Source organism: Streptomyces subrutilus (assembly GCF_008704535.1).
GTDB lineage: Bacteria > Actinomycetota > Actinomycetes > Streptomycetales > Streptomycetaceae > Streptomyces > Streptomyces subrutilus.
This window is the reverse complement of the sequence record NZ_CP023701.1, coordinates 1,788,334-1,811,328: the sequence shown is the minus strand read 5'-3', so window position 1 is coordinate 1,811,328 and position 22,995 is coordinate 1,788,334. Positions and strand designations below refer to the sequence as shown.

Sequence of the window (22,995 nt, the reverse complement as noted above, 5' to 3'; positions counted from 1 at the left end):
AGATCAGCAGTGCCCTACCCCTGGTACGGGTGGCCCAAGGGGTAGTTCACCGCATCAGGTGAAGCGAGCCGTGTTCCCTGGCGCGCGGGCCGGAGCGGGGGTATAGGCGAGGCCGTCCTCCCCGGCTGGTGCACCGGGGAGGACGGCCTCGTCGTGCGCGGCGGACGGCCGCTACTCCGCCCCGCCCTCCAGGTCGCCCTCCGTGTCCAGGTAGACCTGGCGCAGGGACTCCAGCACCTGCGGGTCCGGCTTCTCCCACATGCCGCGCGACTCCGCTTCCAGCAGGCGCTCCGCGATGCCGTGCAGGGCCCAGGGGTTGGCCTGCTCCAGGAAGGCGCGGTTCTCCGGGTCCAGGACGTACGTCTCCGTCAGCTTGTCGTACATCCAGTCCGCCACCACGCCCGTCGTCGCGTCGTAGCCGAAGAGGTAGTCGACGGTCGCGGCCAGCTCGAAGGCGCCCTTGTAGCCGTGGCGGCGCATCGCCTCGATCCACTTCGGGTTGACCACGCGGGCCCGGAAGACGCGGCTGGTCTCTTCGACGAGCGTGCGCGTCCTGACCGTCTCCGGGCGGGTGGAGTCGCCGATGTACGCCTCCGGGGCCGTGCCGCGCAGGGCGCGGACCGTGGCCACCATGCCGCCGTGGTACTGGAAGTAGTCGTCCGAGTCGGCGATGTCGTGCTCGCGGGTGTCCGTGTTCTTCGCCGCGACGGTGATCCGCTTGTAGGCCGTCTCCATCTCCGTGCGCGCCGGACGGCCCTCCAGTCCGCGCCCGTACGCGTACCCGCCCCACACCGTGTACACCTCCGCGAGGTCGGCGTCCGTGCGCCAGTCGCGGGAGTCGATCAGCTGCAGGATGCCGGCCCCGTACGTACCGGGACGCGAGCCGAAGATGCGCGTCGTCGCGCGCCGCTCGTCACCGTGCTCGGCCAGGTCCGCCTGGGCGTGGGCCCGTACGAAGTTCTCCGCGGCCGGCTCGTCCAGCGAGGCCGCCAGCCGTACCGCGTCGTCCAGCAGGCCGATGACGTGCGGGAACGCGTCGCGGAAGAAGCCCGAGATGCGCAGGGTGACGTCGATGCGGGGGCGGCCGAGCTCCGCGAGCGGGATCGGCTCGATGCCCGTGACCCGGCGCGAGGCCTCGTCCCACACCGGGCGCACGCCGAGCAGCGACAGGGCCTCGGCCACGTCGTCGCCGGAGGTGCGCATCGCGCTCGTGCCCCACAGGGACAGGCCCACGGACGCGGGCCACTCGCCGTTGTCCGTGCGGTAGCGGGTCAGCAGCGACTCGGCCAGGGCCTGACCGGTTTCCCACGCGAGGCGGGAGGGGACGGCCTTGGGGTCGACCGAGTAGAAGTTGCGGCCCGTCGGCAGGACGTTGACCAGCCCGCGCAGCGGCGAGCCCGAGGGGCCGGCCGGGACGAACCGGCCGTCCAGGGCGCTGACCACGTGGGCGATCTCGTCGACCGTCCCCGCGAGGCGCGGGACCACCTCGCGCGCCGCGAAGTCGAGGACCGCGGCGACGTCCGCCGAGTGCTCGCGGGCGACGTCCGCGACCGCGTCCGGGGACCAGTGCGCGTCCTCCATCGCCTGGACCAGCGCGCGCGCCCGCTCCTCGACGGCGTCGGCCGCGGTGCGGGTGGCCGCGGACTCGTCCAGGCCCAGCGCCTCGCGCAGCCCCGGCAGGGCCGTCGTACCGCCCCAGATCTGCCGGGCCCGCAGGATGGCCAGGACCAGGTTGACCCGGGCCGCGCCGGTCGGGGCGCCGCCCAGGACGTGCAGGCCGTCGCGGATCTGGGCGTCCTTCACCTCGCACAGCCAGCCGTCGACGTGCAGCAGGAAGTCGTCGAAGCCCTCGTCGTCCGGACGCTCCTGCAGCCCGAGGTCGTGGTCGAGCCTGGCCGCCTGGATCAGCGTCCAGATCTGCGCGCGGATGGCCGGCAGCTTGGCCGGGTCCATCGCCGAGATCTGCGCGTACTCGTCCAGGTGCTGCTCCAGGCGCGCGATGTCCCCGTACGACTCCGCGCGGGCCATCGGCGGCACCAGGTGGTCGATCAGGGTGGCGTGCACGCGCCGCTTGGCCTGCGTGCCCTCGCCGGGGTCGTTGACCAGGAACGGGTAGATCAGGGGCAGGTCGCCCAGTGCGGCGTCGGGCGCGCAGGCCGCCGACAGGCCCGCGTTCTTGCCCGGCAGCCACTCCAGGTTGCCGTGCTTGCCCAGGTGGATCATCGCGTCGGCGCCGAAGCCGCCGTCCTGCGCGCTCGCCTGGATCCAGCGGTACGCGGCCAGGTAGTGGTGCGAGGGCGGCAGGTCGGGGTCGTGGTAGATGGCGATCGGGTTCTCGCCGAAGCCGCGCGGCGGCTGGATCAGGACCAGCAGGTTCCCGCGGCGCAGCGCCGCCAGCACGATGTCGCCCTCGGGATTGGCCGAGCGGTCCACGAACATGGTGCCCGGGGCCTCGCCCCAGTGCCGCTCGACGCCCTCGCGCAGCTCGGCCGGGAGCTGCTCGTACCACCGGCGGTAGTCGGCGGCCGGGATGCGGACCGGGTTGCGGGCCAGCTGCTCCTCGGTCAGCCAGTCCTGGTCGTGGCCGCCGGCCTCGATCAGGGCGCGGATCAGCTCGTCGCCGTCACCGGAGACCAGACCCGGTATCTCCTCGACGGGACCGAAGTCGTAGCCGCCCGCGATCAGCGTGCGCAACAGCTCGACGGCGCTGGCCGGGGTGTCGAGGCCGACCGCGTTGCCGATGCGGGAGTGCTTGGTGGGGTACGCGGAGAGGACCAGCGCGACCTTCTTGTCCCGGCGGTCGATGTGCCGCAGCCGGGCGTGGCGCACGGCGATCCCGGCGACGCGGGCCGCGCGCTCGGGGTCGGCCACGTAGGCGGGCAGGCCGTCCTCGTCGAACTCCTTGAAGGAGAACGGGACGGTGATCAGACGGCCGTCGAACTCGGGCACGGCGACCTGGGTGGCGGAGTCGAGGGGGGACAGGCCCTCGTCGCTCTCCTCCCAGGCGGCGCGCGACCCGGTCAGGCACAGGGCCTGGAGGATCGGCACGCCGAGGGAGGCCAGCGCGCCCGCGTCCCACGACTCGTCGTCGCCGCCCGCCGAGGCGGTGGCGGGCTTGGTGCCGCCGGCCGCGAGCACGGTGGTGACGACGGCGTCGACGCCCTCCAGCGCGGCCAGCAGCTCCGGCTCCGGGGTGCGCAGCGAGGACACGTACAGCGGGAGCGCCTGCGCCCCGTGGGCCTCGACGGCCTCGCACAGGGCGTGGACGAAGGCCGTGTTCCCGCTCATCTGGTGGGCGCGGTAGTACAGGACGGCGATCCGGGGGCCGCTCGCGGTGCCGGCGGTGCGCTCCAGCGGGCCCCAGGTGGGGGCGGCGGCGGGCGGCTCGAAGCCGTGGCCGGTCAGCAGGACGGTGTCGGAGAGGAAGCAGGCCAGCTGCGCGAGGTTGGCGGGGCCGCCGTGGGCGAGGTAGCCGTGGGCCTCGGCGGCTGTGCCGATCGGGACCGTGGAGGCCTCCATCAGCTGCGCGTCCGGGGCCTGTTCGCCGGTCAGGACCACGACCGGACGGGTCTGACCGGGCGCCAGCAGCAGGTCCAGCCCCTCCTGCCAGGCCCGCAGGCCGCCGAGGAGGCGGACGACGACGAGGTCGACGCCGTCGAGGAGGCCGGGGAGGTCGTCGAGGGGAAGGCGGGAGGGGTTCGCGAACCGGTACGGCACGGGGCCGTCCGCGGCGGCGCGGGCGCTGAGCAGATCGGTGTCGGACGTCGACAGCAGCAGGATCATGCGGCGGCAGGCCTTCCTCGGGGTTTCCGCGCCCCGGGCAGTGAGGACGGCGGGAGTTCCTGGCTCACCCCGCCGATCGCTCCGCGGGGTTCACAGTGGCGGGACCGCGCCGGAATCTCACCGGGCTTCCTCCCTTGTCGCCGTCCTCGGCGATGGCGGGCCGTGTGGTCCGCCGGTGGTCATCCTAGGTGGCCTTTCCGCTGGCCGGGAGTGGGGGTGGGGCGGGGCGGGGGTGGTGACGGACACAGCTCGGGGGAGGGGAATCGTGGGTATGCTCGCCGCCATGCCCCAGCTCCCCTCCGCCGCATCGCGGGACGAACCCGTCATACGGGAGCGCGGTGACGCCTGCCCCGGCGCGCTGCGGCTGCACGCGGCCGACGACGGGTACCTGGCCCGGGTGCGGATACCGGGCGGGCTGCTCGACGGCCCGGCGGCGCTGCTGCTGGCCGGGGCCGCGGACCGGCTCGGCGACGGGCACCTCGACCTCACCTCGCGCGGCAACGTACAGCTGCGCGGTCTCGGCGCGGGCTGCGGGGGCGAGCTGGCCGCCGTCCTGGAGCGCGCCGGCCTGCTGCCCGCACCCACCCACGAGCGGGTCCGCAACATCGTCGCCTCGCCCCTGACCGGGCTGGACCGGCGCGGCCTGCCCGACGTCGCCCCCTGGGTGCCGGAGCTGGACCGGCTGCTGTGCGCCAGCGCGGCGGCTGCCGGGCTCTCCGGGCGGTTCCTCTTCGCCCTCGACGACGGCCGCGGTGACGTGACCCGGCTCGACGCCGACGTGAACCTGGCCGCCCTGGACGCGGGCCGGGCCCTGCTGTGGACCGGTGGCGCCCGTGAGGCACTGCTGGTGGCGGCCGCCGACGCCCCCCGGGCCGCGCTCGCGGCCGCCGCCCACTTCCTCGACGCCGTACGGGACGCCGGCACCCGGGCCTGGCGGGTGAGCGAGCTGCCCGCCGAACACGCCCTGAGCGCCGCCGAGTCGGGCTCCCGGCTCGCCGCCGCCGGCATCCGCGCGGAGGTGGTCGCCGCGCCCCCCGCCGGTACCGGGCTCCCGCCCGAGCCCGGCACCGTGGCCGGCCCCGACGCCGGCCCCGGCGCCCCCGTCGCGCTCAGCGTGCTCGCGCCGCTCGGGCGGCTGACCACCGCCCAGTGGCGCCACCTGGCCGGCCTCACCGGACGGATCCGCCTGACGCCCTGGCGCGGGATCGTCGTCGTCGGCGTACCCGCGCACGAGGCCGGGGCCGCGCTCGCCGGACTCGCCGGCGCCGGGCTCGTCACCGCCCCCGACGACCCCTGGCGGTCCGTCACCGCCTGCACGGGGCGGCCCGGTTGTGCCAAGGCCCTGGCCGACGTGCGCACCGACGCGCGGGCCGTCGTCCACGCGGCGCGCGGCCCGCTGCCCGTGCACTGGTCCGGTTGCGAACGCCGGTGCGGCCACCCGCGCGGTTCCGCCTGGGTCGACGCGCTCGCCACCGGGCACGGCACCTACGCGCTCTCCCTGGACGGCCGGCCCCTGCCGCCCCGCGCCGGCCTCGCCGAGGCCCTCGCGGCCGCCCGCAGCACGCCCCCCGACCCGCCCGCACCGGCCGATCCCGCAGCACCGGCCGACCCCGCAACACCGGCCGCACCCGCAGCACCCGCACCCGCAGTCGCCGTATCCGCAGACGCAGTGAAGAAATGAGCGAGTACACAGTGTTCGAGTACGAGAAGGACGGCGCCGCGATCTACCGCCAGTCCTTTGCCACGATCCGCGCCGAGGCGGACCTCTCCGGGCTGCCCGCCTCGGTCGCCCAGGTCGCGGTGCGCATGATTCACGCCTGCGGGATGACCGACCTCCCGCGGGACCTCGGGTACACGCCCGACGTGGTGCTGCGGGCCCGGGCCGCGCTGGAGGCGGGCGCCCCGGTGCTGTGCGACGTACAGATGGTCGCGAGCGGCGTCACCCGCAAGCGGCTGCCCGCCGGCAACGACGTGATCTGCACCCTCTCCGACCCCTCGGTCCCGGAGCTCGCCGCCAGGATGGGCACCACGCGCAGCGCCGCGGCCCTCGAAGTCTGGCGCGACCGCGGCCTGTTGGAAGGTTCGGTCATCGCCGTCGGCAACGCCCCGACCGCCCTGTTCCGGCTGCTGGAGATGATCGAGGAGGGCGCCCCGCGCCCGGCGGCCGTCATCGGCGTCCCCGTCGGCTTCATCGGCGCCGCCGAGTCCAAGGACGCGCTCGCCGCCCACCCCTCGGGACTCGACCACCTGATCGTGCGCGGCCGCCGGGGCGGCAGCGCCATCGCCGCCGCCGCCGTCAACGCCCTCGCGAGCGTGGCCGAATGAGCACCGGAACCGACGCGGGCACGGGAGCGGGCGCCGCGGCGATCCCCACTGCGGACACCACCGGGAGCACCGGCGCCGCCCCGGCGCAGGGGCGGCTCTACGGGGTCGGACTCGGCCCCGGAGACCCCTCGCTGATGACCCTGCGCGCCGTCGAGGTGATCGCCGAAGCCGACGTGGTCGCCTACCACAGCGCCCGGCACGGCCGCTCCATCGCCCGGTCCATCGCCGCGAAGCACCTGCGCGAGGACCACGTCGAGGAGCCGCTGGTCTACCCGGTCACCACCGAGACCACCGACCACCCCGGCGGCTACCAGGGCGCCATGGAGGAGTTCTACGAGTCCGCCGCCGCCCGCCTCGCCGTCCACCTCGACGCGGGCCGGACCGTCGCCGTGCTCGCCGAGGGCGACCCGCTCTTCTACAGCTCGTACATGCACATGCACAAGCGGCTCGCGCACCGCTATCCCACCGAGGTCGTCCCCGGCGTCACCTCGGTGAGCGCCGCCGCCGCCCGGCTCGGCACCCCGCTCGTCGAGGGCGAGGAGGTGCTGACCATCCTCCCCGGCACACTGCCCGAGGAGGAGCTCACCGCCCGTCTCGCCGCCACCGACTCGGCGGTCGTGATGAAGCTCGGCCGTACCTTCCCCGCCGTACGCGCGGCGATGGAGGCCGGCGGCCGGCTCGCCGAGGCGCACTACGTGGAGCGCGCCACCATGGCCGGGGAGCGCACCGGGCTCCTCGCCGACGTCGACCCCGGCTCCGTCCCGTACTTCGCCGTCGCCGTCGTCCCCAGCCGGATCGGCAACCCGGGCAGCGTGCCGTCCGGGCCCGGCGAGGTCGTGGTCGTCGGCACCGGTCCGGCCGGCCCCCTGTGGCTCACCCCGCAGACGCGGCGGGCGCTGGCCGACGCCGAGGTGCTGGTCGGCTACACCACCTACCTGGACCGGGTCCCGGCCCGGCCCGGCCAGCTGCGCCACGGCTCCGACAACAAGGTGGAGTCCGAGCGGGCCGAGTTCGCCCTGGACCTGGCCCGGCGCGGCAAGCGGGTGGCCGTGGTCTCCGGCGGCGACCCGGGCGTCTTCGCCATGGCCACCGCCGTCCTGGAGGCCGCCGGGCAGCCGGAGTACAAGGACGTGCCCGTACGCGTCCTGCCCGGCGTGACCGCGGCCAACGCGGCGGCCGCCGCGGCCGGGGCCCCGCTCGGCCACGACTACGCGACCGTCTCCCTCTCCGACCGGCTCAAGCCGTGGGAGGTCATCGCGCAGCGGCTGCGCGCCGCCGCCGCGGCCGACCTGGTGCTCGCCCTGTACAACCCCGGCTCGCGCAGCCGCACCTGGCAGGTGGCCCAGGCCCGCGCACTGCTGCTGGAGCTGCGCGCGCCCGAGACCCCGGTGGTGGTCGCGCGCGACGTGGGCGGGCCGGAGCAGTCCGTACGGATCGTCACGCTGGGCGAACTGGAGCCTTCCGAGGTGGACATGCGCACCATCCTGCTGATCGGCTCCTCGCAGACCCGGGTCACCGAGCGGGCCGACGGCTCCCGGATCACGTGGACTCCGCGCCGCTACGGATGACCCGCCGCGCACCGTGACCACCCGGGGCGGGGGCGGACGACCGCTCCCGGCCCCGGGCGCGCCACGGGCCCGGCGGCCCGGCCCTACGGGGTCCGGGCGAGCCAGCGCAGGGCCGCGGCCACCGAATCCGCCTCCGGTACGCCCTGCGGGGCGGCCGGGCGGCGGACGACGAGGACCGGCAGGCCGGCCTCGCGGGCCGCGACGAGCTTCGGCGCGGTGGCCGAGCCGCCGCTGTCCTTGGTGACGAGCACGTCGACGCGGTGGCGGTCCAGCAGCTCCCGTTCCCCGGCGAGGGTGAACGGGCCGCGGTCCAGCAGCACCTCCAGGCGCGGGGGCGCGGGAGCGGCCGGCGGATCCACCGAACGCACCAGGAACCAGGGGTCGGTGAGGTGCGCGAAGTGGTGCAGCCCCATCCGGCCGGTGGTCAGGAACACCCGGGCGCGGCCCCGGGAGGCCAGCAGGTCCGCGGCCCCGCCGAGCGACCCGGTGAAGGTCCAGTCGTCGTCCGGCCCCGGGCTCCAGCCGGGTCGCCGCAGCGCGAGCAGCGGGACGCCCGTCAGGGCGTGGGCCGCGGCCGCGTGGAAGCTCATCCGCTCCGCGAAGGGGTGCGTGGCGTCGACGAGGTGCGTGACGCCGTGGGCGGCGGTCCAGGCCGCGAGCCCCGCGGCGCCGCCGAACCCGCCCACGCGGGTGCCCCCCGGCGGCAGCACCGGTGCGGCGACCCGCCCGGCGAGGGAGGTCGTGACGCGGACCGGCCGCGGCGCACCGGCCGGCTCCCGCGCCGGGGCCGCCGCCGCGCCGGCCAGTGCCTCCGCCAGGCCGCGGGCCTCGGTCGTACCGCCCAGGATCAGGACGTGGCGGGACGCGGGACGGCCCGGTTCAGCAGGCATGCCGGTCGCGCTCGGGGGAGTACAGGTGGCTGTCGCGGAACTGCTCCGCCCCGAGGGTGCGGCCGACCAGGATGACCGCGGTGCGCACCAGGCCCGCCGCCTTCACCTGGTCCGCGATGTCGGCGAGGGTGCCGCGCAGCACCAGTTCGTCGGGCCGGCTGGCCATCGCGACGACCGCCGCGGGGCACTCGGCCCCGTAGTGCGGCAGGAGTTCCTCGACGACCCGGTCCGCGTAACGGGTCGCCAGGTGCAGCACCAGCAGCGCGCCGCTGCGGCCCAGCGTCGCCAGGTCCTCGCCCGGGGGCATGGGGGTCGCCTGCTGCGCGACCCGGGTCAGGATCACGGTCTGGCCGACGGTCGGGACGGTCAGCTCCCGCTTCAGGGCGGCCGCGGCCGCGGCGAAGGCCGGTACGCCCGGGACCACCTCGTACGGGATGCCGGCCGCGTCGAGCCTGCGCATCTGCTCCGCGACCGCGCTGAAGACCGACGGGTCCCCGGAGTGCAGCCGCGCCACGTCCAGGCCGGCCGCGTGGGCCGCGGTGAACTCGCCGACGATCGCGTCCAGATCGAGCTGCGAGGTGTCGACCAGCCGGGCGTCCGGCGGGCACTCGGCGAGCAGTTCGCGCGGGACGAGGCTGCCCGCGTACAGGCAGACGGGGGCGGCGGCCAGGGTCCGGGCACCGCGCACCGTGATCAGGTCGGCGGCGCCGGGGCCCGCACCGATGAAGTACACGGTCATGAGCGCTCGTTCTCCTTCGCCTCGTCGGCCTCGTGGGCCTTGTCGTCGTGGTTGCCGTGCTTGCCGTGGTTGTCGTGGTGGTGGTGTTCGTCGTGTCGGCCGTGGTGGTGGTCCCCGGCGTCCGCGGGGGACGGCGCGGGCTTGGTGACCGACCACTGGGTGACCGCCATCGCCTGCCGCCAGCCCGTGAACCCGCCGACCGGCACCGCGTGCGCGACCGCCAGCTTCACCAACTCGCCGCCGTGGCGCCGGTACCGCTCGGCCAGCACGGCCTCCGACTCCAGCGTCACCGTGTTGACCACCAGCCGCCCGCCGGGCGCCAGCGCCGACCAGACCGTGTCGAGCAGGCCCGGCGCGGTCAGGCCGCCGCCGATGAACACCGCGTCGGGGGCCGGGAGCGCGGAGAGCGCCTCGGGGGCGGCGCCGACGACCACGCGCAGGCCGGGCACGCCGAGCGACGCCGCGTTGCGGGCGATCCGCTCGGCCCGCTCCGGCACCCGCTCCACGGTCACCGCCCGGCACGACGGGTGGGTGCGCATCCACTCGATGCCGATGGAACCGGAGCCGCCGCCGATGTCCCACAGCAGCTCGCCGGGGGCCGGGGCGAGCGCACACAGGGTCGCCGCCCGGACGTGCCGCTTCGTGAGCTGCCCGTCGTGCTCGTACGCGCCGTCCGGCAGTCCGGGGGTCGCACCGATCCGCGGCCCCGCATGGGCCGGGTCCCGGCGGCACTCCACGGCCACCACGTTCAGCGGGTCGCCCGGCGGGTGCTCCCAGGCGTCCGCGCGCCCCTCGTACGCGTCCTCCTCCGGGGCGCCGAGCCGCTCCAGCACCCGCATCCGGCTCGGGCCGAAGCCGCGCTCGCGCAGCAGCGCGGCGATCTCCCCCGGGGAACCGGCACCCGCGCTGAGCACCAGGACGCGCCGCCCGTCGTGCAGGGCCGCCGCGACCCTGGCCACGGGACGGCCGACCACCGTGACGACCTCGGTCTCCTCCACCGGCCAGCCCAGGCGGGCGCAGGCGTACGACACCGACGAGGGGTGCGGCAGGATCCGCAGCGCGTCCGGGCCGAGCTCCTGCGCGAGGGCGCGGCCGATCCCGTAGAAGAGCGGGTCGCCGCTGGCCAGTACCGCGATCCGGCGGCCCGCGTGCTCCGCCATCAGCCGGGGCACGGCCGGGCGCAGCGGGCTCGGCCATGCCACCCGCTCCCCGGCGCACTCGGCGGCGGGCAGCAGGGCCAGCTGCCGCGGCCCGCCGATCAGCACCTCGGCGGAGCCGAGCGCCGAGCGCGCGGTGGCGGCGAGCCCGGCCCAGCCGTCGGCGCCGAGGCCGACGACCGTCACGGGCAAGGGGGGCGGTGCGGAGCTCACGGCGCGGTACCTCGGGGAACGGGAGTAGGGGAACGGGAGTAGGGGGACGCGGGGACGCGGGGGGCGGACCCGCAGCCTACTGGGGCGCGGCCGCGGTTCGAGGACCAGGGTGACCAGGACCGAAGCCGAGGCCGGGGCGGTGATCGCGGTCGACGGGGAGGTGTACCGGGGGACCGTTCCGGCGGGGGCCGCGCACCCGCCCCGCGCGGCCGGCATCCCGGCCGAGCGGAGCCCGAGCGCCCGGCCCTGGGTGCCGTCCGCGTGCAGGACCCCCGGGCGCTCCCGCACCAGCAGCCCGGCCGCGTACCGGACGGAGGCCGGACGGAGGCCACGCCGCAGCCGGCCGCGCTCACCGGGCTCGGCCCGGGTGCGGTGGCCGACAGCTGAAGGTGCCGCTCGGGGCCCGGCTGATCCTGCGGCGGCGCACGGGCCGTACCGTGCTCCACGGCCGGCTCCCGGCCGGGGGCGTGCCGGTGGCGGCCACGACCGCGCCGACCGGGCCGACCGGGCCGACGCGACGGCCTGGAGGGGCTGTGGGGCCGCGCGGGGGCTCCGGGGGGCCCGAGTAGGGTGGGCGGGGTCAATTACCCCAGGTAACCATCCGTGTCGCGAGAGGGAGACGCCATGCCCGGCTGGAACGCCACGCACATCCCGGACCAGAGCGGCCGCACCGCGGTCGTGACCGGCGCCAACAGCGGGATCGGCTACGTCACCGCCCGCGAGCTCGCCCGGCGCGGCGCGGTCGTGGTGCTGGCCTGCCGCAGCGCCGCCCGGGGCCGCGCCGCCGTGATCCGGCTGCGTACCGAAGTCCCGGCCGCCGAGGTGGAGTTCACCGAGCTGGACCTCGCCGACCTCTCGTCCGTACGGGAGTTCGCGCAGGGGTACGGCCGCCGCCACGCCTCCCTGGACCTGCTGGTGAACAACGCCGGGGTGATGGCACTGCCCTACGGCCGCACCGCCGACGGCTTCGAGACCCAGTTCGGCGTCAACCACCTCGGACACTTCGCCCTGACCGGACTGCTGCTGCCGCGGCTGCGCGCCGCCGCCCCCGGCGCCCGGATCGTCAACGTCTCCAGCGCCTTCCACGCCCTCGGCGACATCGATCACGACGACCTCGGCAGTGAGCGCGACTACCGCCGCTGGACCGCCTACGGCCGATCCAAGACCGCCAACCTGCTGTTCACCCACGAGCTGGCCCGCCGCTTCACCGAAGCCCGCGAGACGATCGTCCCGGCCGCCGCCCACCCCGGCTACGCCTCCAGCAACCTGCACGCCGGCGCCGCGCGGCTGGAGGGTCCCACCCTCACCTCGCGGATGACGGCGGCCGGCAACGCGCTCCTCGCCCAGCCCGCCGCCTCGGGCGCCCTGCCCACGCTCTACGCCGCCACCGCGCCCGGGGTCCGCCCGGACGAGTTCATCGGGCCGCGGTTCGGCTGGCGCGGCGCGCCCGCGCGCTCCCGGCGGGCGAAGTGGACCCTGGACGACGCCTCCGGCGAGCGCCTCTGGGCCGCCTCCGAGCGGCTCACGGGCGTCTCGTACGCCTCCCTGCCGCGCTGACGCCCCGGCCCCGCGGACCCGGCCGCCCCGGCAGGGCTTCCCCGGGCGCCCCGGTGTGAGTCCGTGCGCCCCGGCCGGGACCTGACCGCAGCGCCCCGCCGCGCCGGAGACTCGGCCGCATGGACGACGACATGGACGACCACCCGGAACCCCGCGACGGCGCCGTGGTCCTCGGAGCGGGCGTGGCCGGGCTGCTGGCGGCGCGGGTCCTGGCCGAGCGTTTCGACCGCGTCACCGTGGTCGAACGGGACGAACTCCCCGACTCCGGACCGGCCTTCCGGCCCGGTGTCCCGCAGTCGCGGCACGCGCACGTGCTGTGGTCCAAGGGCGTGGACCTGATCGAGGACCTGCTGCCCGGCACCACGGCGCGCCTGCTCGCGGGCGGGGCGGTCCTGCTGGACCTGCCCCGCGACTTCCTGTGGCTCAGCCCCGCCGACTGGTTCCTCCCGGTGCACGGCGCCCGGGCCCTGCTCGGCAGCCGGGAACTGCTCGACCGGACCCTGCGCGGCCAGGTGCTGCGCGACGCCCGGATCCGCGTACGGGCGCGGTGCACGGCCACCGGGCTGGTGGCCGCTGCGGACGGCCGCTCGGTGGCCGGCGTGGAACTGCGGAGCGGCGAACGGCTGCCGGCCCGGCTCGTGGTCGACGCGACCGGACGCACCTCCAGGGCCCCCGACTGGCTCGCCGCCCTCGGCCACCCCGTCCCCGCGACCACCCGCTACGACTCCCGGCTCGGCTACTCCAGCCGCTCCTACGCCGTCCCGCCCGACCCCGCGCGCCGCTGGCGGGGGATGTACGTGCAGGGCCGTCCCGACAGCCCGCGCGGCGGCGTGCTGGTCCCGCTGGAGGGCGACCGGTGGCTGGCGACGCTCATCGGCAACGGCGACCACGCCCCGCCCACCGCGGAGGAGGAGTTCCTCGGCTTCGCCCGCAGCCTGCGCAGCCCCGCCCTGCACGACGCCCTCCGCGACGCGCAGCCCCTGTCCTCGCCGGTCGGCTTCCGCAACACCGCGAACGAACGCCGCCACTACGAGCGCCTGGAGCACGCACCCGACGGCTTCCTGGTCCTCGGCGACGCGGCCTGCCGCTTCAACCCCGTGTACGGGCACGGGATGACCGTGGCCGCCCTGGCCGCGGACGCCCTGCGCGAGGAACTGCGCACCCTGTCCCCGCGGGAGGTCCCGGGGGCGGTGCGGCGGATCCAGCGCAGCACCGCGGCCGCGGCCGAGACGGCCTGGCAGATCGCCACGAGCGAGGACCTGCGCTACCCGCAGACAGACGGCCCGCCACCGGACCGCACCACCCGGATCATGCAGCGCTACATGTCCCGCGTGATCGTCGGCGCCAACGCCGACCCGGCCGTGGCCGCCCGCTTCTTCGGGGTGCTGTCCCTGTCCGCGACGCCGGACACCCTGCTGGGCCCGGCCACGATGCTCCGCGTCCTGTCCCGCTGGCGCCGGCCGGCCTCCCCGCACACCACCCCGTACCCGTCCCACCACGCGCCGCCGGGGGCCCGGCAAGATCCGAAAGAGACGGCCTAGGCCGCGCCGGGTGATCTGCGCGACCGCGGCGCGACCGGCTCCCGGGTCCGACCGGCCGGTGTCCGTCGGACCTCGCCCGTCGGGCCGCCCCGGGGTGAACGGATCCTGCCGGGTCGGGGCTACGGGGTGACGGCCCGTTCGTACAGCGCCTCGACTCCGTCGCCGAAGTAGCTGCTGTACGAGGTCCGTTCGTCGCCGCCCCCGTCGCGGCCCCCGATCACCCCGATCAGGGTGTCCCCGCCGGTCAGCACCGGGCCGCCGCTGGTGCCGTTCGGTACGTCCGCGCAGTCCAGGCGCAGCTGCGTCGGGCCGGCCGCGACGGCGGTGTTGCTGCACTCCAGGGGCTGTTCGGAGGTGTTGGGGTAGCCCACGAGCCGCGCCGGGGCGGGCAGCCGGGGCCGGAAGCCGATGGTCGTGGCGCCCGTGAGGTCCTCCAGCCGCTGCCCCGGGTAGCCGGGCCGGCGCAGCCGGACGAAGGCGACGTCGTGGGCCGGGTCCTGGTCCTCGGCCCAGCGGGGGTCGACGTCGATCCGGGTGGGCACCCACACCCCGTACGGCGCCACGCCGTCGCGGTAGCCGGGGGCGAAGGCGAGGTTCGTCCGGAAGCCTCCGCCGTACACGCAGTGCGCGGCCGTGGCGATCAGGTCGCCGCCGGGGGAGTGGACCACCACCGCCGAGCAGTGGTGGTCGGGATCGCCGTCGTCGCCGGGGGAGAAGAGGGCGCCGACGGACGGCTCGGCGGGCGCGGGCCGGGCCACCAGGGGGTCGGAGGGCCGGCCGGCCGTGTCGCGGAGGGCGGTGGCGCCGACCGCCGCGCCCGCGCCGGAGTCCGGGGCCGCTCCCGAGCCCGAGCCCGCACCCGCGCCCGTGCCCGTGGCGGAGCCGCGGTCCTGCGACGGGTCCGGGGCGCCCTGGGTGACGTCGTCCAGGACGGCGAAGGCCGTCCGGTCGGCGCGCTCCGGGTCCTGCCGGTAGGTGCCCAGCGCCGGGTCCCCGTCCGCGCGGTGGGCGGCGATGCCGCGCAGCTCCCAGGCGTACCAGCCCCCGGTGAGGACCAGCGCGCCGAGGGTGGCGGTGAGCAGGGTGGCTCCCACGACCCTCCCCGGGACCTTCTTCGACATGTGCACTCCCGCCCGCCCCGCGGACCGCCCGCTCGGCAGGGGGTCCGACGTGTCGTCCGACATCGTGTCCGACACTCTGTCCGACTTTCCGTTCGATGGGGGAGCGGTCGCCCCGGTTCCGTGCGCGGCACGTGTCCGTTCTCACAGCCTCCGGCCGGTCACCCGCCGTCCTTCCCCGCGTCACTCCGCCGTCCTTCCCCGCGTCACCCGACTCGCCTACGCCGGCTCGACCTGGCCGCCGCCTTCCCCGCCGTGCACCGCGCCGAGGCCGGCGACCCGCGCGCCCGGTACGCCGACGCCTCCCTGCGCCCCTGGTTCGTCGTCTTCGACGGGGACGCGAGCGCGTACGCGGGCGGCTCGATCGACACCGGCTGGTACGACCGCAACCACTACCTGCTGATCGCCACCGACGCCCACAACGTGGCCCCCGCCATCGACGCCGTCCGGCCGACCGAGGCGCAGGGCGCGCGAGCGCCCGGCCCTGCTCGCCCGGCGCCACGCCACCATCGTCTCGGCCGACCGGTACCCGCTGCCCCAGGTGCTGGGAACGGTGGTGCCCCGCGGCGAGTAGCCTTGTTGCGAACCATTCGCAACAAGAGTCGGGGTAGTCGTGTCGGGATCTCCGGTGGTGCTCGGGATCGAGTCGTCCTGCGACGAGACCGGCGCGGGCATCGTCCGCGACGGGAAGCTCCTCGCGCACGTCGTCGCCTCCAGCATGGACGAGCACGCCCGCTTCGGCGGGGTCGTCCCGGAGATCGCCGCCCGCGCCCACCTGCACGCCTTCAACCCGGTCGTCCGCCAGGCGCTCGACCAGGCCGGGCTGAAGGCCTCCCAACTCGACGCCGTCGCCGTCACTACCGGCCCCGGCCTCTCCGGCGCGCTCCAGGTCGGACTGGCCGGAGCCAAGACCCTCGCCTACGCCCTCGGCCTGCCGCTCTACGGAGTCCACCACCTGGCCGGCCACGTCGCCGCCGACACCCTGGAGCACGGCCCGCTACCCGAGCCCTGCATGGTGCTCGTCGTCTCCGGCGGACACACCTCGCTGCTGCTCGTCCGCGACCTCGTGCGCGAGCCGATCCTGCACCTCGGGGACACCCTGGACGACGCGGCCGGGGAGTGCTTCGACAAGGTGGCCCGCGTCCTGGGCCTGCCCTACCCGGGCGGTCCGGCCATCGACCGCGCCGCGCGGGGCGGCAACCCCGAGGCCGTCGCCTTCCCCCGCCCGCTCACCGGCGGACCGCGCGCGGACGACCCGTACGCGTACTCCTTCTCCTTCTCCGGGCTCAAGACCGCGGCCGCCCGCTGGGCCGAGGGGCACCGGCTGCGCGGCGGGGAGCCGCCGGTCGCCGACGGCGCGGCCTCCCTCCAGGAGGCGGTGGCCGACGTGCTGACCCGCAAGGCGGTCGCGGCCTGCACGGCGCACGGGGTGCGGACCCTGGTGGTCGTCGGCGGCGTCGCGGCCAACTCCCGGGTACGGGCCCTCGCCGAGCGCCGCTGCGCCTCTGCCGGCATCGAACTGCGGGTGCCCCCGATGACCCTGTGCACCGACAACGGCGCGATGATCGCCGCCGTCGGGGACCTGCTGGTGCGCGCGGGCGCCGAACCGGGCCCGCCCGAGATGACCATCGACCCCTCCGCCCCCCTGGAGTACGCCGCGCTCACCCCGGTCGCGGCCCGGGCCGGCTGACCGCCCGCCCCGGGCCGGCCCCGGGCTCGGCCTCCCGGGTCGGCCGCCGGCTCAGCCGCCGGTGTGCGAGGCCTCCAGCTGCCGGGCCGGGGGACGGGCCGCCTGCGGCGCGGCGCCGAGACCCGCCTCGATCTCGTCCAGCGCGCGCCGGGCCGTGGCGATCCGGTCGCGCAGATCGCCGTCGGCCGCGTCCGGCCCGTCCCGCCCCGGGTCCGGCTGCGCCCGGGAGGCCTCCTTCTCCATCTCGCGGGCCTCGTCGAGGGAGTTGAGCACCACCCCGATGAGGACGTTGACCAGGACGAACGAGGCGAGCAGCGCGTACGAGGCGTAGTAGATGATGCTGAGGCGGGAGATCTGCAGCCCCGCGCGGACGGCATCGGTCAGCCCGTCCAGGGTGGTCAGCAGGAACAGGGTGAGTGCGGCGCGGCCCACCGACCCGTAGTGCTGCGGGTCGGCGTCGGCGAAGCACACCCAGCCGACCATGGCGTACACGTACAGCACGAGCGCCCCGACGAACAGGAAGCTGGCGGTACCGGGCAGGCTGCGGCCCACCGCTACCAGCAGGATGCGCAGATGGGGCAGGAAGCGCGCGGTGCGCAGGACGCGGGCCAGCCGCAGCAGCCGCAGCAGGGTGGTGTTCTCGCGCACCAGCGGGACGAAGGCGGAGGCGACGACGACGAGGTCGAAGACGTTCCACGGGTCGCGGAAGAATGCTTTCGGCTGGTCCGCGCAGGCGCCCAGGCGCACCAGCATCTCCAGCGTGAACAGGACGAGGCAGCCGTCCTCCGCCGCCTGCAGCACCTGCCGGTACTCTTCGGCGAGCCCGCTGTAGGTCTCCGCCCCCATCAGCACCGCGTTCAGCAGGATCACGCAGAAGACGGCCATGCCGAAGGCCGGCGCCTCCGCGGCCGCCCGGCAACGGGCCGCCAGCTTCGCCCGGCCGTGCCCGGCCGGCATCGGATGTGCCATCTCGCTCCTCGTACTCGTCGACACCGCTGGTCGGCGCCCGGAGGGCGCGCGGTCCGACCTTCTAACGCAGCACGGCCGATCCGGTTTCACCCCGGGCCCGCGCACGCGCACGCGCCCGGCCGCGCACGCGCACGCCCCGGCGCGCGGGGCGGGCCGGGGCGACGGGGTACGGAGGCGACGGGGTGACGGGGGCGACGGGGGCGCGGGGCCGGGGAACCGCGGGACAGGGGAGCGGCGGGGTCAGGACAGCTCGCGGCCCCAGGTCTGCAGGGCGTAGGCCCGCCCCTTCTCCTCGCCGGTGATCAAGGGCACGTCGAGCAGGGCGAAGCCCGCCGCGACCGCCACCGCGACGCTGGACGCGTTCTCCGCCTCCAGCTCCAGGATCACCCGCTCCGCGCCGAGCCGGTCGCGGGCGTACGCGGCCATCACCCGCACCGCGCGGGCCGCCAGCCCCTGCCCGCGGTGGGCCGGTCCCACCGCGTAGCCGAGCTCGGTGCCCTCGGGGGCGCGGCGCAGCATCACCTCGCCCAGCGGGGCTCCGCCGTCGACGGTGATGGCCAGCAGGACGGCCGTCCCCTCCGCCCGCAACCGCCGGGCCCGCTCCAGCCGGGCACGGGCGGCCGCCGCGTCGAAGGGCGAGGCGATCGGCGTCCAGTACGCGATGTCCGGGTGGTCGAACAGCTCCGGCATCGCGCCGAGGTCCGCCTCCGTCCAGTCGCGCAGGACGAGTCCCTCCCCGGCGAGCTCGATCCGGTCGGGAAAGGACGTCGTGCTGCTGCTCATGCTGCGGGGCCTCCCTGGCCTGTTCGGGACGAGGCAGGATATCCGGGCCGGCCCCCCGGCCGCCGGACAGGCCGGAGCGGCCGGCCCCGGCGGGCGCGCCCCGCAACGCGACGGGCCGCCTCCCGATACCGGGAAGCGGCCCGCGTGCGGTGATGCGGTGGGGTCAGATGATGGGGACGGGGCTGGGGAGGGGGAGCCGGGCCGTCCCGAGTGTGGGGATGGTCCAGCGCTGGGCGTTGCTCGGGTTGCAGTCGTAGAGTCCGAGCTGAGTGCCGGGCGTGGTGTTGAAGCCACCGAGGTCGAGACAGCGGCCCGAGACGGGGTTGAAGAGCGCGCCGTTGGCGCGCGGCAGGAACTTCTGGCTGGGGACGTCGGCGCAGGTCCGGAGTTCTATCAGCGTGCCGTTCGCGGTACCGGCCCCCGCTGCGCCGATGCACTTGCCCTGGATCTGGACGGTGCCGTCGTTGCGGATCTGGAACTGCTGGGCCGCACTGCCGTTGCAACCGGTGATCTGGATCTTGTTGCCGTCGTCGGAGCGCCCGTAGTCGTTGTCGACGCAGTGGGTGGCCGCGGCGGTCAGAGCGAGGGGCCCGGTGGCGCCGGGGGCCGCGACAGAGGCGGCGTAGGGGTACACCGCCAGGTTGCTGATCCCGCCCTCGAAGGGCGAGTCGGCGTAGGCGCCGTCCGATTTGAAGCGGCCCAGAGCGAAGGGTCCGACGGGGGCCGGGCTGGTGGCCGCGTCGTGGTGTCCGGTGGAAGCGAGGACGCCGTTGACGTACAGGCGCATCAGGCCGGTGGTGTGGTCGTAGACGGCGGTGAGCTGGGTCCAGGTGCCAAGGGCGAGGTTCGCGGTGCTGTTCGACTCGTTGGTGTCGTCGTACGGCCACGAGCCCGTGTCACCGTTGGCCAGGGCGAAGTGCCAGGTGTTCCTGTTGTGGTCGGGGTACAGGAGCAGAGAACTGTTGCGGCTCAGGTCCTGGCTGAGAACGACTCCGCCCGCCTTGGTGGCCTTGGCCATGGTGCTGATGGTGAAGCTCTTGCGGGTGTCGATCACCGGAGCGGGCATGGCGATCGCGGATCCCCGGGTGAAGGCGGCGTGGCGGGCAGGTCGGCCGCCGATGACCTCCTCGGGGAACGTGACGCCGGTGACGGTGCCCGGAGTGGTGCCCAACGGCTTGGCAGCGCCGGCGCCTACGGCGTCCGGTGTCTTTCCACCGCTTTGACCGGCGAGGATCCATTGGGCCTTGGGAGTGTTCAGATTGCCCAGGGTGAGGGGAGTCGTGCCGATGCCGCTGAGGGTGGGGTAGAGGACATTGTCCTTGGGGGCGACACCGGTTCCGTTGAAGGCGACGAGCTGCTGCTTGGTGTCCAGTGCCCACAGATCGGGGATGCGGTCGCCGTCGAGGTCGCCGTCCGAACCGGCGAGGGGGTAGACCTTGGGGTCCACCGTGCCGATGACCGGTCCGGACGCGGGGTTGGCGAATCCGGTGAGGACCGGTGCCTGCGCGGCGCCCTGGACGGAGAAGGCGCGCACCGAGCCGTCGGTCTTGGACCGGGCCAGCAGGGTGGGGAAGTCGGTGCCCTGGGCGCGTCCGGGCGTGATCAGCTCGTAGCCGCCCCACGCGGTGTCGTTGCCCGAGAGCAGAATCGCGTTCTTCGACAGCTGGCCGGCGGTGCCGGCGAGGCTGAGCCACAGGCGGCCGTTCTCGACGAACAGCAGGGAGGTTCTGGGCAGCGCGTCCGCGTTGGGTCCGTTGCCGTCCCCCGTGACCGAACCGTAGGCGGCGATCCGGGTGACCTTGGACCAATCGGTCGTGTAGCCGTGATCGGTGCAGTTGATCACGGCGAAGGTCGCGTTGAGGCAGGTTCCCGGCTTGGTGATCGGCTCGGGGGCCTTCGTGTCGAACGCGCCTCGGTTGTCGTTGGCGTACAGGTAGAGCTTCGGGTGGTCCGCCTGGTGTGCGTAGAGGTCGTCGACGAGCTTGTCGCCCGGGCTGCCCCGGTGCGTGGTCTGGACGGCGTTCCAGTCGGCGCTGTAACCGGGTGCGGCCTGGGCCTTGGCCGCGGGCGCGGCGTAAGGATCCGAGCCGGCCGAGATCTTGCGGAGGTTGCCGGCGCTGTCGGGGAGCAGGATGTCGGGCGTGTGGTCGCCGTCCACGTCACCGAAGACGGGCTTGCCGGCATCCGGGTTGGAGGGCGCGTAATAGCTGTAGACGGCGGGCTGGGACATGTTGCCCGCATTGTCCTGGGTCTGCAGGTAGACGAAGTTGGTGCCCCAGGTCCGGGGAGTGATCTTGACGGTGCCCTTGCCGTCGGTCAGACGGGTGATGCCGGGCTCGGTGTCGGTGCACTTCCAGCCCGTGGCCGCCGCCTTGACGGGGTCGGTGGTCCACCGTGCGCAGGCCAGGCCCGAGGTGCGGCCGCCACCGAGGGGGGTGGGGTCGGTGCCGCTGAGAGTGAAGGTGCCCTCCTGGCCGGCGAGCTTGGGGCGGGCGCCGATGGTGTCGGAGGCGGGGAAGTCGGTGGACGTGACGACGGCGGTCGGTGGAGTGCGGTCGACCCGGAAGAAACACATGTCGGTGTTGGCGCTGGTGAGCGTGCCGTCGGTGTTGCGGGCCATCCAGCCGTACTGGTGTCCGTCTGTCAGCGGCCCGATGTCGACGCTGACGGTGCCGTGGCTGCTGTTCCACCCGGTCTCGGCGTAAGCGCTCTGGCCGCCGTTGTCGTCGTCCCAGTACTGGAAGGCCGTCCAGAGCTGGAGCCCGGTGGCCGAGTAGGTGTTCGTGCTCAGGGTGATGTTGTTGTTGGCTCCGATCCAGCCTGGGTTGTCCCAGGGGTTCGCGGTGCCGGGGGTGCGGCAGTCGGCGTAGGCGCCGGTGCCGGCGAAGCCGGGGGTCGGGCTGGCACGCGGCCACCAGACGGTGGGGGTGATGCCGTACTCCACCACGATGTGCGGGGTGTTGTTGAACCGCTGGCGGTAGTACTTGTTGTTTTCGTCATCGGGTGCGAGGCCGACGGTGAGGGTGGGCCACTGGTACCGGACGGCGGTCTTGAACAGGTCCTTCACGTCGAAGGCTATGCCGCCGGTCCCGGAGATGTTCGCGTGGCCGATCTTGGTGCAGCCGCCCATCCGTGAATTCTTGTCACACGGCTGCTGGTTCCACTTGGTCGGATTGCCGATCGCGGTCGTGGAGTACAAGCCCATCGGGGTGGGTGTGCTCGGGCTGGACGAGGAGATCACGGTCGCGTGGAAGGTCGCGTTGATGATCTCGCTGTAGTACAGCCTGGAGTCGACCCCGATCTGGAAGTAGGCACGGGTCCGGCCGATGCCCTCGCACGGCGGGTTGCCGACGTTGTAGCCGCAGTAGCCGGTGGCGGGCTTGTCCTGCCCGTACTGGGTGCCGTTGAACTCGTTGGTGTCGGGGTAGGCCTCTTGAACCTGGGCCCAGGCCTGGTTGGCGTTGTCGATGGTCGGGTTGATGCCCGGGTCGATGTACCAGGGCCCGGTGCCCTGCCCCAGGAGGGCCGCATCGGGCACGAGGTGGATGGCCTGGGCGTCGACGGTCGTGCGGATCTGCTTCACCACCGCGCCTTGGCCGGGACCGTCGGTGCTGGAACGCACGGGCTCTTCGCCGTCGGCCGGGGCGGACTGGGTGGCCAGGGAGCGCGCCTGCCGGGACGGGACGGCTGCCGCGGTGGCCGGGGGCGCAGCGGAATCCCACATCAGGGGGGTGGGAGCGGAGAAGCGGGTCCTGCCCCGGTCGTCGGTGGCGGTGAGGTTACCGGCGCCGTCTGCGGTGACCGACAGTCCATCGGCTTCGATGCCGAGACGGAGGCTCCTGACGGCGGGGCTCGCCGCGGCCTCGGGGGAGCGGACGATCAGGACTTGGCGCCAGCCGCCGACAGGTGTCGCGGTCAACTCCAGGTCGACGTCGGGCAGTACCGTGGTGTACAGGGCGCTGTCGCCGTGGAGAGCGGGCTTGGGCAGGGGGAAGGGCGCCTTGAGGGCCAACCTCTTGCCGTCGCCCGTGGTCATGGTGGCCATGGGGCCCGTGCCGCCACCCGAGAAGCTCAGCGGGGAGGCGACGGCCGTGGGCGTCACGCTGCCGTCGGGGTTGGTCCGCAGGGTGGCGTCGAGGGTCTGCCACGTCCCGGAGGGAGCCTTGACGCGCTGCGGAACGGGTGTGGTGTCCGTGGTGAGGGTGCCACCGGGGTTGGCGAAGGTCTGCGAACTCGCCGTCGTCAGATGGTCGATGACGACGGACTTGCCGCTGTTCCCGGCCTCGGTCTTCGCCGCGTCGATGGCGCGGGATTCCGGGCTGGGCGGCAGTGGTGCGGGAGTGGGCCAGGCGCTGTTGGCGGGGCCGTGGCCCCGGGCGTCGTCGGCAGCGGCGGGCGGCCCCACGAGGAGGCCGGCGCCGAGGGCGAGGGCGGCGGCCCCGGCCAGGGGAAGGGTCAGGGAACGGGAGGTCCGGCGTAGACGGAGCCCCCCCGGACTCGTACTGCGTGAACGACGTGACGGTCTCATGCCGGAAGTCCTCGCTGTGTGCGGATATTGAGCAGACGTCAGGCGCACCGTCCCTTCCGGTCTGCAAACTTGTCAACAAAATTTCAAGGCGAGATGCCTCATTGGGGCGTGAAGTGCCGGGTTGTCCATCACGT

15 protein-coding genes, 1 pseudogene and 1 riboswitch are annotated in these 22,995 nt (G+C 75.0%); of the genes and pseudogenes, 8 read left to right on the top strand and 8 right to left on the bottom strand.

Going from position 1 to position 22,995, the window contains the following annotated elements; all coding sequences use genetic code 11:
• Positions 1-171: 171 nt before the first annotated feature.
• Positions 172-3,783, bottom strand: a complete 3,612-nt coding sequence (gene cobN, locus CP968_RS07785) for a cobaltochelatase subunit CobN (protein ID WP_150517291.1) — start codon at positions 3,781-3,783, stop codon at positions 172-174.
• 53 nt (positions 3,784-3,836) lie between these two features.
• A riboswitch (cobalamin riboswitch) is annotated at positions 3,837-3,936 on the bottom strand.
• Between the two features lie 130 nt (positions 3,937-4,066).
• Here cobN and cobG point away from each other — a divergent pair.
• From cobG to cobJ, 3 genes are all read left to right on the top strand, one after another.
• Positions 4,067-5,464, top strand: a complete 1,398-nt coding sequence (gene cobG / locus CP968_RS07780) for a precorrin-3B synthase (protein WP_229886055.1) — start codon at positions 4,067-4,069, stop codon at positions 5,462-5,464.
• A complete protein-coding gene (locus tag CP968_RS07775) occupies positions 5,461-6,108 on the top strand; it encodes a precorrin-8X methylmutase (RefSeq protein WP_189828847.1) in 648 nt (215 codons plus the stop codon). Before cobG ends, CP968_RS07775 begins: the two co-directional genes overlap by 4 nt.
• A 134-nt stretch (positions 6,109-6,242) precedes the next feature.
• Entirely contained in the window at positions 6,243-7,676 is a 1,434-nt protein-coding gene (gene cobJ, locus CP968_RS07770) for a precorrin-3B C(17)-methyltransferase (protein ID WP_229886091.1), read from the top strand.
• Positions 7,677-7,759: 83 nt separating this feature from the next.
• On the opposite strand, the gene CP968_RS07765 is transcribed toward cobJ, so the two are convergent.
• The 3 genes from CP968_RS07765 to cbiE are packed head-to-tail and all read right to left on the bottom strand — an operon-like array spanning position 7,760 to position 10,675.
• Positions 7,760-8,566 (bottom strand): cobalt-precorrin-6A reductase, encoded by an 807-nt coding sequence (locus CP968_RS07765; protein WP_150517290.1) that lies wholly within the window; start codon positions 8,564-8,566, stop codon positions 7,760-7,762.
• Positions 8,556-9,305, bottom strand: a complete 750-nt coding sequence (cobM, locus tag CP968_RS07760; protein ID WP_150517289.1) for a precorrin-4 C(11)-methyltransferase — start codon at positions 9,303-9,305, stop codon at positions 8,556-8,558. Before cobM ends, CP968_RS07765 begins: the two co-directional genes overlap by 11 nt.
• Entirely contained in the window at positions 9,302-10,675 is a 1,374-nt protein-coding gene (cbiE, locus tag CP968_RS07755) for a precorrin-6y C5,15-methyltransferase (decarboxylating) subunit CbiE (protein ID WP_150517288.1), read from the bottom strand. Before cbiE ends, cobM begins: the two co-directional genes overlap by 4 nt.
• 261 nt (positions 10,676-10,936) lie before the next feature.
• Here cbiE and CP968_RS35335 point away from each other — a divergent pair, with 261 nt between their 5' ends.
• The 3 genes from CP968_RS35335 to CP968_RS07745 all read left to right on the top strand — a co-directional run bounded on the left by CP968_RS35335 (position 10,937) and on the right by CP968_RS07745 (position 13,773).
• Positions 10,937-11,062 carry a hypothetical protein gene (locus CP968_RS35335; protein WP_268253253.1) on the top strand — a complete coding sequence of 42 codons (126 nt, stop codon included), beginning with the start codon at positions 10,937-10,939 and terminating at the stop codon, positions 11,060-11,062.
• Positions 11,063-11,299: 237 nt separating this feature from the next.
• Positions 11,300-12,232, top strand: a complete 933-nt coding sequence (locus tag CP968_RS07750) for an oxidoreductase (protein WP_150517287.1) — start codon at positions 11,300-11,302, stop codon at positions 12,230-12,232.
• 119 nt (positions 12,233-12,351) lie between these two features.
• Positions 12,352-13,773 carry an NAD(P)/FAD-dependent oxidoreductase gene (locus CP968_RS07745; RefSeq protein ID WP_189828848.1) on the top strand — a complete coding sequence of 474 codons (1,422 nt, stop codon included), beginning with the start codon at positions 12,352-12,354 and terminating at the stop codon, positions 13,771-13,773.
• A 119-nt stretch (positions 13,774-13,892) separates the two neighbouring features.
• Here CP968_RS07745 and CP968_RS35330 read toward each other — a convergent pair whose 3' ends face one another.
• Entirely contained in the window at positions 13,893-14,894 is a 1,002-nt protein-coding gene (locus CP968_RS35330) for a trypsin-like serine peptidase (RefSeq protein WP_150517286.1), read from the bottom strand.
• Between the two features lie 222 nt (positions 14,895-15,116).
• Between CP968_RS35330 and CP968_RS34715 the strand changes: the two are divergent.
• Both CP968_RS34715 and tsaD read left to right on the top strand, forming a co-directional pair.
• Positions 15,117-15,465: pseudogene (locus CP968_RS34715) on the top strand (hypothetical protein); the annotation flags it as partial.
• Positions 15,466-15,519: 54 nt separating this feature from the next.
• Positions 15,520-16,581, top strand: coding sequence for a tRNA (adenosine(37)-N6)-threonylcarbamoyltransferase complex transferase subunit TsaD (gene tsaD, locus CP968_RS07730; protein ID WP_150521796.1), 1,062 nt, complete (start codon positions 15,520-15,522; stop codon positions 16,579-16,581).
• A gap of 51 nt (positions 16,582-16,632) precedes the next feature.
• Here tsaD and CP968_RS07725 read toward each other — a convergent pair whose 3' ends face one another.
• The 3 genes from CP968_RS07725 to CP968_RS07715 all read right to left on the bottom strand — a co-directional run bounded on the left by CP968_RS07725 (position 16,633) and on the right by CP968_RS07715 (position 22,861).
• Positions 16,633-17,550: an ion transporter gene (locus CP968_RS07725; protein WP_229886056.1), complete on the bottom strand. Its 918-nt coding sequence runs from the start codon at positions 17,548-17,550 to the stop codon at positions 16,633-16,635.
• A 240-nt stretch (positions 17,551-17,790) separates the two neighbouring features.
• A complete protein-coding gene (locus tag CP968_RS07720) occupies positions 17,791-18,333 on the bottom strand; it encodes a GNAT family N-acetyltransferase (RefSeq protein WP_150517285.1) in 543 nt (180 codons plus the stop codon).
• A gap of 163 nt (positions 18,334-18,496) precedes the next feature.
• Complete coding sequence (locus CP968_RS07715) at positions 18,497-22,861, bottom strand: ricin-type beta-trefoil lectin domain protein (protein ID WP_150517284.1); 4,365 nt, start codon at positions 22,859-22,861, stop codon at positions 18,497-18,499.
• Positions 22,862-22,995: the final 134 nt, after the last annotated feature.

Excerpts from the sequence above, each read along its gene's own strand:
- CP968_RS07765 (WP_150517290.1), bottom strand. The coding sequence starts at position 8,566 with ATGCCTGCTGAACCGGGCCGTCCCGCGTCCCGCCACGTCCTGATCCTG.
- CP968_RS07725 (WP_229886056.1), bottom strand. The coding sequence starts at position 17,550 with ATGGCACATCCGATGCCGGCCGGGCACGGCCGGGCGAAGCTGGCGGCC.
- CP968_RS07715 (WP_150517284.1), bottom strand. The coding sequence starts at position 22,861 with ATGAGACCGTCACGTCGTTCACGCAGTACGAGTCCGGGGGGGCTCCGT.
- cobG (WP_229886055.1), top strand. The coding sequence starts at position 4,067 with ATGCCCCAGCTCCCCTCCGCCGCATCGCGGGACGAACCCGTCATACGG.
- cobJ (WP_229886091.1), top strand. The coding sequence starts at position 6,243 with ATGACCCTGCGCGCCGTCGAGGTGATCGCCGAAGCCGACGTGGTCGCC.
- CP968_RS35330 (WP_150517286.1), bottom strand. The coding sequence starts at position 14,894 with ATGTCGAAGAAGGTCCCGGGGAGGGTCGTGGGAGCCACCCTGCTCACC.
- cobM (WP_150517289.1), bottom strand. The coding sequence starts at position 9,305 with ATGACCGTGTACTTCATCGGTGCGGGCCCCGGCGCCGCCGACCTGATC.
- cobN (WP_150517291.1), bottom strand. The coding sequence starts at position 3,783 with ATGATCCTGCTGCTGTCGACGTCCGACACCGATCTGCTCAGCGCCCGC.
- CP968_RS07745 (WP_189828848.1), top strand. The coding sequence starts at position 12,352 with ATGGACGACGACATGGACGACCACCCGGAACCCCGCGACGGCGCCGTG.
- CP968_RS07750 (WP_150517287.1), top strand. The coding sequence starts at position 11,300 with ATGCCCGGCTGGAACGCCACGCACATCCCGGACCAGAGCGGCCGCACC.
- CP968_RS07720 (WP_150517285.1), bottom strand. The coding sequence starts at position 18,333 with ATGAGCAGCAGCACGACGTCCTTTCCCGACCGGATCGAGCTCGCCGGG.
- CP968_RS07775 (WP_189828847.1), top strand. The coding sequence starts at position 5,461 with ATGAGCGAGTACACAGTGTTCGAGTACGAGAAGGACGGCGCCGCGATC.